We start from the raw sequence: 13,039 nt of genomic DNA on the forward strand, positions 1-13,039 counted from the left end.
GCAAACGCCCCGAAGGCGCGCTAGCGCAGCGTCTTGACCAGTCGCGTGACCTCGCCGGCGCGGATCACGACGGTGAACGTCTGCTCGAGGCTCAGCTGGTCGCTGCGCAATTTGATCTTATGCGTCCCAACTGCGAGCTCGAGCGCGCGCTGGGGTGTGGTCAATCCCGTGTCGCGCCCGTCGACCACGATCTTCGTCCACGGAACCGAGTTGACCAGCAGGTGCCCAGTCGCCTGCGCGTTCCCGGTCGCTCGCGCCTTCTGCGCAGGCACCGACGCGCTGCTCCTGACAACCGCAACCCTGGGCACCACGCGACCCTGCTTCGCGTCCGCCCGCGCTGCTGCCTTACTACCCGCTCCAGCCTTGGGCTTCGCCTCCACCTTGGGGTTGGCTACCGGCTTCGGCGTCGGCTTGGCGCTCGCCGCGGGTTTGGGCGCCGGCTTCGGCGTCGGCTTGGCGCTCGCCGCGGGTTTGGGCGCCGGCTTCGGCGTCGGCTTGGCGCTCGCCGCGGGTTTGGGCGCCGGCTTCGGCGTCGGCTTGGCGCTCGCCGCGGGTTTGGGCGCCGGCTTCGGCGTCGGCTTGGCGCTCGCCGCGGGTTTGGGCGTCGGCTTCGGCGTCGGCTTCACCCGCGGCTCAGCTCCAGGCTTCGCCCCCCCGGGGCCGCCCCTCGAAGCGCGGCCGCGCGCCGGCTGAGGCGTGCCAGTCAGTAGCTTCAGCCGCGCCTCGACCGTCACCTCACGCGCGCCAGAGAAGACGACCGGCGCCGACCAGAGAGCGTAACCAGCGCGCCGCACAGACACGGAGTAGGCGCGCCCGAGCTGGAGCACCGTCTCCGCCGGCGTACGGCCCAGGGACTTCGACCCGTCGCCCTCGAGGAGGTAGGCAGCGCCTGGCGGATCGCTGACGACCCGCAACCGCACGCGCTTGTTGGCCAGGACCAGGGAAACCTGCTCCACCGCGCCGGCAACGACACGCACCTCGCGCGTCACCGCACTGAACTCCGGTGGCTTGCTGACCACGATCCGATGAACGCCCGGCTCGAGGCGACGGACCCGCATCGGGGTTCGGCCCTCGAGCCGCACGCCGTCGAGCTGCACCTCGGCGCCCACGGGCTCGGTACGTAGCTCCACACCGCCCGACGCCGCCACGCTCAGCTGGACGCTGACCTGCGTGACCTCGCCAGGTCGCACCTCGACCTCGCCGCTCCAGTTGACGTATTCGGCCCGCCGCACCGAAAGGCCGTGGGTCCCGCGGCTCAGGCCGTCGATCCTCAAGGGCTGTCGGCGCCCACGATGCGGCTGACCGTCGACGAAGACCTCGACGTCTGCGGGCGTCGTGGTCAGCTGCAGGCTACCCGCTCGCCGATCGCGAACGAGCAGCACATAGAGCAGGGCCGCGATCACGGCGACCCCCACCGCACCGCTCGCCACGAGCAAGGGCAGCGCACGACGCCAGGCCGGCACCCAGGCGATCTGTGCGGTCGGGGGCTCCGCCGCGGGCGCGACCCCAGCCGCGTCCGCAGCCTTCTCCTCGGCCGCGATCACCGCCGCCGGCTCTACCAACGGTGGCGGCGGCGAGGGCGCGGCCGGGAGCGCGTCGACGGAGGTCGCGGCGTGGGTGATCGCGCCTACCTCGACAGGCGCTGCTTCAGCGGGCGAGCCTGCGGCGCGATCGAGGTCACCCGGACCATCACGGCCCGTCGCCCGCAGCGGAGCCGTCGGCGGGCCCGGTCGCGCTGGGCCCGTCGCGCGGACGTGAGGCCGCGGCGCTGGCAGCGCGGCCCGCGCCGGTGCCAACTCCAGCTCCTCATAGCCCTTCAGCTTGCGCTGCTCGTCCTCCATCTCGCGCGCGAAGACGCGCTTCATCCAGGCCGCGAGATCCTTGCGCGAGTAGAACGCCCCAGAAGCATAAAGGTACGCCTGCAGGTCATCATGGAGCTCAACCGCGTGCTGATAGCGGTCGTCCGGATCGCGCGCCAGCGCCTGGAGCACGATCTGCTCCAGCTCGTCGCTGATCTTGCGGTTGACCGTGCTGGGACGCGGCACCTCCGCGCGACGCACCTGTTCGAGCAGGGCGAAGTCGTCGACGCCTTCGAAGAGCGTCTGCCCCGTCAGCAGCTCATAGAGGATGATGCCAACCGAGAAGACGTCCGAACGCGCATCCACCGGCAGGCCCCGCACCTGCTCCGGCGACATGTAGCCGACCTTGCCCTTGAGCGCACCCGCCTGCGTTTTCGAGACATTGCTCGCCGCCTTGACGATCCCGAAATCGATCAGCTTGACCTCGCCCTCATAGGACAAGATCAAGTTTGGCGGGCTGACATCGCGATGCACGAGGTTGAGCGGTCGCCCCGTGGCGTCACGCTTGCTGTGCGCGTAGTCGAGCCCCTCACAGACCTTCATCACGACGAAGCAGGCCTGACGGATCGGCATCGGATCGGCCTGCGCTCGACAACGCTCGAAGATCGCGCGCAGGTCCTTGCCCTGCACGTACTCCATCGCGATGAAGTAGGCGCCGTCGACCTGACCGAGGTCGAAGATCTGGGCGATGTTCGCGTGGTTGAGCTGGACCGCGATCTTCGCCTCATCGATGAACATGTCGATGAAGTGGCGATCGCGACCGAGGTCCTCGAGGATCTTCTTGACCGCGACGAGACGCTCAAAGCCGGCATCGTCGGTCGTTCTCGCGCGAAAGACCTCGGCCATTCCGCCGACGTTGATCCGCTCGAGCAGTACATATTTTCCGAAGGAGGCCGGCAGATTCACGCCACAACCCTCGCGCCCCGGATCCCGCCGCAGGCCGGCAGTTCGGCGCCGCTCATCGCAACAGCAGGGGCTCGGCGCCCGCGCGCCACCGACTGCCGACAGAGGTCCCAATGGTCCCGGCCACTAATATAGCAGTCGCCGGGGGCGGTCAAACACCCCGCGAGCCTCGCCGGCTGCTCACCAGGCTTGTTCCAGAAACGCAGTCGATGCAGACTTCCCTCGCCTTCGCGCAGCGCCAGGGACGGCGAGGTCTGAGTGATCTCGCAGCCGCCCCAGAGTTCGCCGGGCGACGACGCAGACCACGAAAGGGAGCCTTGCCGTGCCTCGATCGCCCGTCTTCTACCTGCTCGCGCTGTGCACGGCCCTCGGCTTCGCCGTGGCGCCCTATCTGATCTTCGTCGTGGCGCCGCAGGAGCCAACGATGGGGTTGATTCAGAAAGTGTTCTACTTCCACGTGCCCTGCGCCTGGGCCATGTTCCTCGGCGCGGTCCTCGCCGGGGGCGCGGGCGCGCGCTACCTCTTTACCGGCGGACGCCAGGGCGAGGCGCTCGGAACCGCGGCCGCCGAGCTGGCCGTCCTCTTCGGCCTGCTGGTGCTGATCACCGGGCCGCTGTGGGCGAAGGTCGCGTGGGGTCACTACTGGGTCTGGGACGTCCGCCTGACAACGATGCTCCTGCTCTTCCTGATCTTCGTCGCGGTGCTCTTGGCGCGGCGCTACTCAGGACCCCGGAGCAAGCAGATTGCCGCCGCGCTTGCGCTCTTCGGCGCCGCCGACGTGCCCCTGATCTACATCTCGGTGCGCATCTGGAACACGATCCATCCCAAGACCTCCGTCGTACCCACGCTCAGCGGGTCGATGCGCTTGGCCTTCTTCGTCAGCCTCGGCGCCTTCACCCTGCTCTTCTTCATGCTGCTGTGGCTACGACTGCTCGTCGAGCGCAGCAACGGCGCGCTCGATGAGCTGCTCGTCGCCGCCGAGGAGCGGGCCGCTGATCGCGGCTGAACGCGCGAGGTCCGCGGGGGATTGCTTTGCCAGCCCGGCGCGCCGCAACCTCGGCGCGCGCGAAGGAGTTACCGATGAATGCGCATTTTGCCCGCTGCTCTGCCTGGGTCGCCGCGTTGCTGACCCTCATCGACGCGGCCGCTGCCTTCGCCGAGGACTACGCCGACTATGACCCCGCCACTGCGGTCCCCGAGGTCTCCGCGCCGCTCTTCGTCGTGCTGGCGTACTCAGCGATCTGGCTCTGTGTGGTCGGCTTCTGCGTGATGATCTGGCGTCGCCAACGCCGCATCGAGCTCCAGCTCGCCGAGCTGCAACAGTCTCTGGCCGGCGAGACCGCGACCCCTCCTGAGCGGAGCGCCTAGCGGCCCACCAGGCTCTTGATCCCGGCGCGAGGCAAGGCTTCGCGACCCGAGCCCCGGGTCGAGAAGAAGGCTCCTCAGCTCCGCTCGATGCGCGTCCCCCCGCCGCGGCCTCGGGCGGCAGCCCCACGCATCGCTCGGTCCGTCGCCCATCGCTGCGCTGCTAGCGAGCAACCGCAGCCCAGCCTTGGGCGCGCGCTTCCCCGACCCGCTGCAGCAACCCGATCAGCGATCCCTGCTGACGATTGGCCTCCGCCAGCGCATCCGAGGCTGTCTCGGCCCGTTGACTGGCGCGCTCGATCTCCACCTGCCCTGCGGCCTTCTCGCGTTCAACCCCCGCAGAGGCGATCCGCAGCGGATCCACCCGCGCCAGCGCGTCTAGCATCTTCCCTGCCCCGTTGCTCCAGGCACTGGCGGTCCTCAGGTCTTTGATCGCCTCGACCTGCGGATCCAGCGGTCCTCCCACTGGGGCGCCAGCGCCGAGGGGCTCCGCGAGCTTCGAGTCGAGCCGCACCTGCGCGAGCGACCCCAGTTCGCCCTCGGCGCGCGCCGCCGCGAGGTCATTGAGCCCGCTCTTGACGGAAGCGGCGCTGGCGGCGACACCCACGGCCGCCTGGAAGACACCGGACCAAAGAGCGTTCCCGGCCAGCTCGCGCAGCTTCGCGACCTGACCCTCCTGCAGCGCGATGCGCTCGTGGTGCGCCTCCGCGCGTTGGGCCCGCGCGTCGCGCCGCGCCTGCTGCGCATCCTTCAGGGCGACCACCGCGGCGACCACCTCGGGGTCGCTACCCGCGATCCCCGCGCCCAGACCGAGCGGCCCGGCCGCCGCGCGGCCCGCCGCACCAATGCTGCTCGATTCCATGACTTCACCTCGCTCCAGCAACCGCGGCTGCGGTCGCTGCTTCGTTAATTTCCAGTGACCGCACAATCAGCTCCACCGCGCGCGTCTGCGCGTCCATCACGGTGCGCAAAATATCGCGCTCGTCGTCGCTGCTCTGAAACAGGCGCTCAGCCCACGCCCGCAGCTCCGCGAGCCCCGCCTCGGCGTTGCCGGCGTCGCGCTCGGCCAGCCCCTGGGGTGCCTGGAACGCTGCCGCGGTGCCCCCTGCCACGCCTGGGACGATCTGATTCGCCAGCTTGATCCCGCTCGCCGCGCTCTCACCAACAACCTTGGTCAGCGCGGAGGCACCCTGACCCGCGCCGCCGAGAAAGCCTGCGCCAGCCGATAGTGCGGCCCCCGCCAGGCCGAGCCCAAGAGCCGTCCATTTGGCCTCGCTGCTGTCGGAAACTGAGCTGGTCACGAGGGAGGCCAGCATCAACGCCGCGCCGGCGATCAACAGCGGATTGCCGGAGAGCGCGCCGGCCGCAATCGTGACCGCCGCAGCCACCGCTTTCAGCACGCTGATCACCTTGCCCCAGAAGTGCGATTTCCTCGCGGCTCGGGCGCGCTTCGCGATCTCGTCGATCTGTCTCCGCGTTTGGGCCTGCTGCTGTTTCAGGTTGCTCTTGATCTGGCCGCGCGCGTCCTCCGAGCGTTGGGTCGTCTGCTCGTTCTGCAGGCGCATTAGCTCCCCCAAGGCATCGCCGAGCGACGCGGTGCCCGACTGCAGGGTCCTCGTCGCCAACTCGAGCTTGGCGCTGGCGCTCGCAAGCGCGGGCGACGCCACCCGCGTCGCCGCGCGCTGAAGCTGACTCAGCGCCTCGACGGTGCTGGCGATCAACTCGCTCAGCTCTTGGGGCACGGCGCCTGCTGCGCCCTGCGCGGCGATCACGCCCGCGCCCTTCGCGGTGGCGCTCGCCTCTCCCGGCGCTGCGACGCTTGCGCCGCCCTTGCTCGTGATCCCGCCCTTGCTCGCGGTCCCGCCCTTGCTCGTGGTCCCGCCCTTGCTCGCGGTCCCGCCCTTGCTCGCGGTCCCGCCCTTCGCCTTGGCGGCGGCCGGGCTCGGCGGCGCCTTCGCCGCCGCGTTGGTGCGACCGGCTGGCGCCCCGGGCTCGCGCGCGGCGACCGCTGCTCGCACTGCTGGGGTTGCGGCGACGCTAGGCATGCTCGCCTCCCACGCCCTGAGCTGAGGCGCTGCGCTGCGCGCCCGGATTCACCCCTGGGTTGCTAACAACCTCTTGCTGGAGAGCGCAACGCTCGGCGAGGCGGAGCAGGTCCCTCCCCAACTCGGCCTGACCCAGCTGCGCCAGACTGCGCGCCTCGCTGCAGGTCGCGGCGCTGTCGCGGCCGCTGAGGAGCGCGAGCACCTCGAAACAAGCGACCGCCAGCGCGTGCTGGCCAAGGCGCTGCTGGAGTCCGGCCAACGCCCGCCAATGAGCCGCCTGCAGCGGGTCGTAGGCGATCAGGAGTCCATAGAGCCCTGCGGCCTCAGCCAGCTCGCCGCTGCGGCGCAGTTCCTCGGCCACATCGCTCACGGCAAGCAGCTCGTCGTCGGTCAGTCCGGCAATCTGGCGTAGGGTCAAGGTCCCTGCCCGCAGTCCCTCGGCGGCGAAGGCACCCAGCTCGCCCCAGGCGTCCCTCGTCGTCGCCTTCCCATCTTGCGCTCCTCGCATCGCAATCCTCCCCCCTTGCTTCGCGCGCCGGCACCGAGGCCTAGCGCAGGTTGTTGATGATGCCGGCCTGCGTCTCGCTGTGCTTCTTGCTGACATTGCTCAGCCATTGGATCATGTTCGAGCGCTTGTTCATCAGGTTGTTGAGGTCGATCATGCGCACCTCGCGCTCCGTATCGAGCCCCTGTTGAAGTCCCTCCAGGCGGCGAATCTCCGCGTCCAAGACGCTCCCGCTCACCTCGAAGCCCTCCTTGCCGTCGGGGCCCTTCGGCAGCGGCACGACGCCGTCCAACAGGGCTCCGTCGTCCGCCACCTCGATCCGGCTCGTCACCGTGTTGACCGAGATGTCGAGCGGCGTCAGGTCGTCGCGCGTGAGCGAGGGCACCGGCTTGGTGACCTCGTCCTTGCCCTTGTTTTCGGTGCGCAGTTGAGCCAGCGCCTGGCGCAGCACCGCCACCCGCTTGCTGATCACGTCGCGTGCCGCGGAGGTCAGCTGCACGTCGCGCAGGGCTTGCGCGATGCGGCCATCTTGGACCCTGATCTCCTCGGCCATCACCACTGCCGCCAGGTCGCCGTCGCTCGTCAGCGCCATCCGCTCGCCGAGCCCCTGTATGTACCGGTCGATCGAAACCCGCCCGTTGCCCTCGACTGCCTGCATGATGTTCCCTCGCTTGTCTCGAGTTGGCGGCGGGCCAGGGTCGCTCCCTAGCCCTAGCCGCGAAGCAGCGCCGGTCCCATCCGACCGGCGAGCGTGGTGAATTCCATCCGCGTGAGCTCGTCCCAGCTGGCCCGACCACCGCCATCGATCGCGGCGAGCTGTCGCCCCAGCTCGTGTACGCGCTCAGGGCAGTGCAGACTGGCAGCCCGTACGCGCTGCCAGTCTGACTCCCGCTCCAGGCCCAGGCGCCGATAAGCCTGCTGCAGCTCGCGCTCGAGCTGTTGATGGTGCGCCTGTAGCCGTCGCCATGCGGCGTCGAGCTTGGCGGCGCGCGCGGCGCCGGAAGCCTCGGCGCCTGCTGCGCTTCTCACCGCCGTCTGGGCCCCCACGAAGGGAGCCGGCTGCCCCAGACCCGCGCTGCTTGCCTTCGCGTCCATCGTTCCCCCTTGGTGCGCGCTTTATCGGCCGCCGGGCCTATCGGTTGCGCGGTGGTCGTGAGACTGCGTCAAAGAGGCATCGAGGAAGGCGGCGCTGGACGGGCTCGGCCTCGCCGGCTAGGCTGCGCCAGCGCCTCGACTGGCGAGGCTGGCCATCACGCAGGGCGCCACCTAACTGCGCCTCACGCACCATGAAACAGCTCGATCTTTCTGCCCCACGCTTTCCGATCGTCGAAGAGGAGCAGCGGCTGCTGGAGCGCGTGCTCGTGGCCGCGGCGGCGCCCGCCGGCGCCGCGCCAGGCAGCGTCGACTTCGACGCGGCGCTGATCGCCCTGCGCGACCAGATCGCCGAGGCCAAGCTCGAGGACGTCGCACCGCTGGTCGAGCAAATGACGCGTCTGAGCGCGCTCGCGCAGCGCTACGGCCGGGGCCGCGACCTGCCGATCGACCTCGGCGCGCCGTATTTCGCGCATCTCAAGCTGCGGGAGGGGGAGCAGGAGCGCGACGTGCTGATCGGCAGACGTGGCTTCATCGACCGCCGGCGCGGCGTGCAGATCGTCGACTGGCGTCATGCGCCAGTCAGCCGCATCTACTACCGCTACGGCGAAGGTGACGACTACGAAGAGCGCTTCGGTGAGCGCGTCAGCGAGGGGCTGGTAACCGCGCGCCGCAACCTGACGATCGAAGACGGACGGCTGCGCCGCATCGGCTCGCCACAGGCCGCCTACGTCTGCGATCAGGCGGGCCACTGGCAGGAGGCGGAGCCGGTGGGCGTGACCGAGCTGCAGGGCGGGCAAGGGAAAGCGGCGCGTCCGCCCACCTGGCGCCGCGGCAGCCCGCAAAGCCGACTCGGCTTGCACGGCGGGGCCCGGTTGCGCGCCGACAAACACCTGCCGCAGATCGCGGCGCTGATCGACCCGCGGCAGTTCGAGCTGATCACGCAGCCGGAGAGTGGACTGATCGTCTTGCAGGGTGGCGCCGGGACGGGAAAGACCACGGTCGCGCTGCACCGCGTCGCCTTCCTCAGCTACCAACGCCCGCCGCACTTCCGCGGCGATCCGATCCTCGTCGTGGTGCCGAGCCGTGCGCTGGCGCACTACGTCGAACACGTCCTGCCCGCGCTCGATGTCCGCGGTGTGCGCGTGGTGACGGCGAGCGCCTGGCTCGGGCGGCTGCGTCAGCGGCTGCTTCCAGGCACCTCCAGCCGCTACAATGACGAGCCGCCGGCGGCCGTCACGCAGCTGAAGAAGCATCCGCTGATGCTGGACCTGCTGCGCGAGTACGTCGAGGCCCAGCGCGACCAGATGAGCGCGGCCCTCATGGCGGAGCTCGGCGCGCTCGAGGCCGCCGCGCCGCTGCTCGAGCAGTGGCGGGCGCAGGCGGCTCTAGCGCTGATTCCGCGCCTGGCGGCGGTCCGACGCTGCTTCGATGATCACCGGGCCTTGCCCGTCGCGCTGCGCCAACGGGTGGAGGCGCTGCTGCGCCGGCTCCTCGCGCGCGCCAACGACGTGCTCAGCGATTGGGCCGAGGTGCTGACCAGTCGCGAGCAGCTCGCACGGCACGTCGCGCGCGAGGGGTCGAGCGAGCTCGGCGCGCGCCACGTCGAGGAGCTCTGCCGCTGGGCCGCGCGCCAGGATGCCGAAGGCGAGGCGGCGAGCGCGGCCGAACGTGCGCCCGAGGACGTCAACGACGAGGAGGCCTTCGTCGCCGCAGACGGACGGCGCGAATCGCTCGACGGCCTGGACCGCGGACTCGACCCGGCCGATGACGCGCTGCTGGCGTATCTCTGCTGGTTGAAGCAGGGGGCGCTGCGACCGGTCCTGCGCGCCGGCCAGCCGCCGCCACGCGAGCACGCCGTGCGCTTCGCGCACTTGGTGATCGACGAGGCGCAGGACCTCTCGGCACTCGAGCTGAAGGTGCTGCTGGAGACCACGCGCCCGCACTTCAGCGTCACGCTGGCCGGCGACACGGCCCAGCGCCTGGTCTTCGACAACGCCTTCTCCGATTGGGAGACGCTGCTGGCGCGCCTCGACGTCACGCCGACGGCCAATACGACACTCGAGCTCGGATACCGCTCGACCGAGGAGGTGATGACGCTGGCGCGCGGACTGCTGGGGCCGACCGCGAGCGGACCGGCACCGCGCGCGACCCGCCGCGGCGCGCCGGTCGAGCTCCATCGCTTCGCCGAACAGGGTGAGGCGGTCGCGATGCTGGCAGAGGCGTTGCGGTCACTTTCCCTCCGCGAGCCGCTCGCCTCGGTGGCCCTGATCACGCGACACCCCGCGCAGGCGACCCTCTATGCCCAGGATCTGCAGCGGGCCGAGGTGCCAGGCGTGCGCCTGGTCCGCCAGCACGCCTTCTCCTTCCGCCCGGGCATCGAGGTCACCGACGTCGCACAGGTCAAGGGCCTGGAGTTCGACTACGTCGTCTTGCTCGATGTCTCGGCGAGCAACTACCCGGCCACCGTCGAGAGCCGTCACCTGCTCCACATCGGCGCCACCCGCGCTGCGCACCAGCTCTGGTTGACCAGCACCGGCGCGCCCTCGGCCGTGCTCCCGCTGACGCTGATCGCTCCGGCCTGAGCGACGAGCGCTCGCTGCTCCTCGGCGGGCGGCTGTGCGCGCGGCGCGAATCGCCCGGCGACCATGCGCGGCGCCCGCGCGTTGCCACCCGCGGCGCGCATGGCGTCGTTCTTGACGCTCAAGGACCGCTTCGCATAGAACCCGCCCAGCGCGTCCACTTGCGGATCCGCCAAAGGAGCTGCTTGATGACTCGACTCGGGCTGGCGTTGCGCTGCTTTTTTCGCGTACTCAGCGGTAAGTCGTTGCCGCGCGAGGTGCTGGCGGCACAGCCCGGTGCACGCGCGCTCCCGCGGCCCGAGCTGGCCGCAGCGCAGCACGCCCGGGTCGTGCAGTGGCTCGGCGTGCTCCAGAAAGAGGGCCGCTTGATCGATTTCCTCCAGGAGGAGATCGCAGGCTACTCCGACGACCAGGTGGGCGCGGCCGTGCGCAGCATCCACGCGGGCTGCCGGCGTGCGCTGGCAGAACACCTGCAACTGGCGCCGGTGCTGGAGGGCAGCGAGGACAGCGCCGTGACCATCGAGCCTGGCTTCGACCCCTCGCGGATCCGGCTGGTCGGCAACGTCACGGGCGATCCGCCCTTCACCGGGCTGCTGCGCCATCACGGCTGGCGTGCCGCAACGGTGACGCTGCCGGATCCGGCCGCGGCGAGCGACCCGATGATCATCGCCCCGGCCGAGGTCGAGTTGGCCTAACAGTCCGTTGATCTACTGCGGACCGCCGTTGATCTACTGCGGACCGAGCGAGGTATAGAGCTGCGGCCTGATGTCGGCGTCGCAGTGCTGTGCCTCGCGACGGGAGCAATCGATCAACGGGCTGCCGCCTTCGCGCCGCGGTGACCAGGGCTCTCAGGAGGCTTCCATGTCCGACGCTCGCTACGTGATCGGCATCGATCTCGGCACGACCCACTCTGCAGTGGCCTACGTTGACACGCACGCCGCGACCGGCGCGGCCGCCGAGGCCGTCGCCGCGGTCCAGCTCTTGCCGATTCGGCAAACCATCGCGCCCGGCGTGGTCGAGCCGCGCGACCTCTTGCCCTCCTTCGTCTATCTCGCGGCCGGCCACGAGCTCGCGGCGGGCGCGCTGGATCTGCCGTGGGCCGCCGGGCGCGATTACACCGTGGGCTGGTTGGCCCGTGATCAGGGCGCCTCCGTGCCACAACGATCGGTGGCCTCCGCCAAGTCATGGCTTTGCCACCCCGGCGTCGATCGCACGGCGCCGATCCTCCCCTGGGGCGCGCCGGAGGACGAGGTCGCCAAGATCTCGCCGCTCGATGCAACGGTCAAACACCTGGAGCATCTGCGCGACGCCTGGAACGCGCACTTCGCGACCGACGACGCGAGCCTACGGCTGGAGCGACAGGACGTGCTGCTGACGGTCCCCGCGTCCTTCGACGCCGTCGCCCGCGAGCTGACGATGACCGCCGCGCACCGCGCCGGCCTGAGCGAGGTCACCCTGCTCGAGGAGCCACAGGCCGCCTTCTACGCCTGGCTGGCGCGACACGGCGACGGCTGGCGCCAGCAGCTCAAGGTCGGCGACCTGGTGCTCGTCTGTGATGTCGGCGGGGGCACCACCGACTTCACGCTGATCAGCGTGGAGAGCCAGCAGGGCGACCTCGCGCTCGAGCGCGTCGCCGTCGGCGAGCACATCCTGCTCGGCGGCGACAACATGGATCTGTCGCTGGCGCTTCAGGTCGCGGGGCGCCTTGAGGGCGCGGGGCAGCGCCTCGATCCCTGGCAGACGCGCGCGCTCTGGTACGCTTGCAGGCTGGCCAAGGAGCAGCTCCTCGCCGATCCCGAGCGCCCCAGCGCGCCGGTGACCATCCTCGGTCGCGGATCGAAGGTGATCGGCGGCAGCATCAAGGCGTCCCTGACGCGCGACGACGTCGGCGACGCGCTGGTCGACGGCTTCTTTCCGCGCTGCAGCGCCGACGCGCGACCCGCCCGTGGACGACGCGGCGGGTTGCAGGAGCTGGGCCTCCCCTACGCCAGCGACGCCGCCGTGACGCGCCACCTGGCCAAGTTCCTCGGTGACCAGGGAGGGGGCAGCGGCGTCCTGCCGACCGCGCTGCTCTTCAACGGCGGCGTGATGAAGGCAGCGCCGCTGCGCGAGCGCGTGGTCCAGCTCGTCAACGACTGGCTGCAGGCGGCCGACCGCCCCGCGCTCCAGGAGCTGCCCAGCGAGAGCCTCGACCTGGCGGTGGCGCACGGCGCCGCCTACTACGGACTGGTGCGGCGTGGCCGCGGAATCCGCATCCGCGGCGGCGTGGCGCGCTCCTACTACATCGGCATCGAGAGCGCGATGCCAGCGGTGCCCGGCCTGCCCGCACCGCTCAAGGCGCTCTGCGTCGTGCCCTTCGGCATGGAGGAGGGCACCGACGCCAGCATCGAGGGGCGGCAGTTTGGCATGATCGTCGGCGAGCCCGTCGAGTTTCGCTTCCTCTCGTCGACGCGGCGCCAGGGCGATGCCCTTGGCGCCTTGCTCGAGCGCTGGGCCGAGGACGAGATCGAGGAGCTGGTGCCCGTCCATACGGCGATGGACGACCATGGCGACACGCCGGGGGCGACGATTCCCGTCAAGCTCCATAGTCGGGTGACCGAGATTGGGACCTTGGAGCTCTCGCTCCACGCTGCCGACGGGCGACGCTGGCGCCTGGAGTACGAGGTCCGCGAACGCCAGGGCTAGTCG

Annotated in this window: 11 protein-coding genes; 5 read left to right on the forward strand and 6 right to left on the reverse strand. The window is 70.4% G+C overall.

Going from position 1 to position 13,039, the window contains the following annotated elements:
- Window positions 1–20: 20 nt before the first annotated feature.
- On the reverse strand, window positions 21–2,765 hold the full coding sequence (locus IPL40_09375) for a serine/threonine protein kinase (GenBank protein MBK8481368.1): 2,745 nt from the start codon (window positions 2,763–2,765) through the stop codon (window positions 21–23).
- Between the two features lie 319 nt (window positions 2,766–3,084).
- Between IPL40_09375 and ccsA the strand changes: the two genes are divergently transcribed.
- Together ccsA and IPL40_09385 are read left to right on the forward strand one after the other, a co-directional pair.
- Complete coding sequence (ccsA, locus tag IPL40_09380; GenBank protein MBK8481369.1) at window positions 3,085–3,768, forward strand: cytochrome c biogenesis protein CcsA; 684 nt, start codon at window positions 3,085–3,087, stop codon at window positions 3,766–3,768.
- A gap of 74 nt (window positions 3,769–3,842) precedes the next feature.
- Window positions 3,843–4,130, forward strand: coding sequence for a hypothetical protein (locus IPL40_09385; protein MBK8481370.1), 288 nt, complete (start codon window positions 3,843–3,845; stop codon window positions 4,128–4,130).
- 160 nt (window positions 4,131–4,290) lie between these two features.
- On the opposite strand, the gene IPL40_09390 is transcribed toward IPL40_09385, so the two are convergent.
- Genes IPL40_09390 through IPL40_09410 form a run of 5 tightly spaced genes read right to left on the reverse strand, consistent with a single transcriptional unit; the run spans window position 4,291 to window position 7,772 of the window.
- Window positions 4,291–4,989 (reverse strand): hypothetical protein, encoded by a 699-nt coding sequence (locus tag IPL40_09390; GenBank protein ID MBK8481371.1) that lies wholly within the window; start codon window positions 4,987–4,989, stop codon window positions 4,291–4,293.
- A 4-nt stretch (window positions 4,990–4,993) separates the two neighbouring features.
- Complete coding sequence (locus IPL40_09395; GenBank protein MBK8481372.1) at window positions 4,994–6,172, reverse strand: hypothetical protein; 1,179 nt, start codon at window positions 6,170–6,172, stop codon at window positions 4,994–4,996.
- Window positions 6,165–6,680 (reverse strand): hypothetical protein, encoded by a 516-nt coding sequence (locus IPL40_09400; GenBank protein MBK8481373.1) that lies wholly within the window; start codon window positions 6,678–6,680, stop codon window positions 6,165–6,167. Before IPL40_09400 ends, IPL40_09395 begins: the two co-directional genes overlap by 8 nt.
- Before the next feature lie 40 nt (window positions 6,681–6,720).
- On the reverse strand, window positions 6,721–7,335 hold the full coding sequence (locus tag IPL40_09405) for a hypothetical protein (protein MBK8481374.1): 615 nt from the start codon (window positions 7,333–7,335) through the stop codon (window positions 6,721–6,723).
- Window positions 7,336–7,388: 53 nt separating this feature from the next.
- Complete coding sequence (locus IPL40_09410) at window positions 7,389–7,772, reverse strand: hypothetical protein (GenBank protein ID MBK8481375.1); 384 nt, start codon at window positions 7,770–7,772, stop codon at window positions 7,389–7,391.
- Window positions 7,773–7,963: 191 nt separating this feature from the next.
- Here IPL40_09410 and IPL40_09415 point away from each other — a divergent pair, with 191 nt between their 5' ends.
- From IPL40_09415 to IPL40_09425, 3 genes are all read left to right on the forward strand, one after another.
- Entirely contained in the window at window positions 7,964–10,354 is a 2,391-nt protein-coding gene (locus IPL40_09415) for an ATP-binding domain-containing protein (protein ID MBK8481376.1), read from the forward strand.
- A 185-nt stretch (window positions 10,355–10,539) separates the two neighbouring features.
- Complete coding sequence (locus tag IPL40_09420) at window positions 10,540–11,046, forward strand: DUF2760 domain-containing protein (GenBank protein ID MBK8481377.1); 507 nt, start codon at window positions 10,540–10,542, stop codon at window positions 11,044–11,046.
- 166 nt (window positions 11,047–11,212) lie between these two features.
- Complete coding sequence (locus IPL40_09425; protein ID MBK8481378.1) at window positions 11,213–13,036, forward strand: Hsp70 family protein; 1,824 nt, start codon at window positions 11,213–11,215, stop codon at window positions 13,034–13,036.
- The last annotated feature ends 3 nt before the right edge of the window (window positions 13,037–13,039 follow it).

The sequence above is a fragment of the Pseudomonadota bacterium genome (assembly GCA_016711215.1).
Taxonomy (GTDB): Bacteria; Myxococcota_A; Polyangia.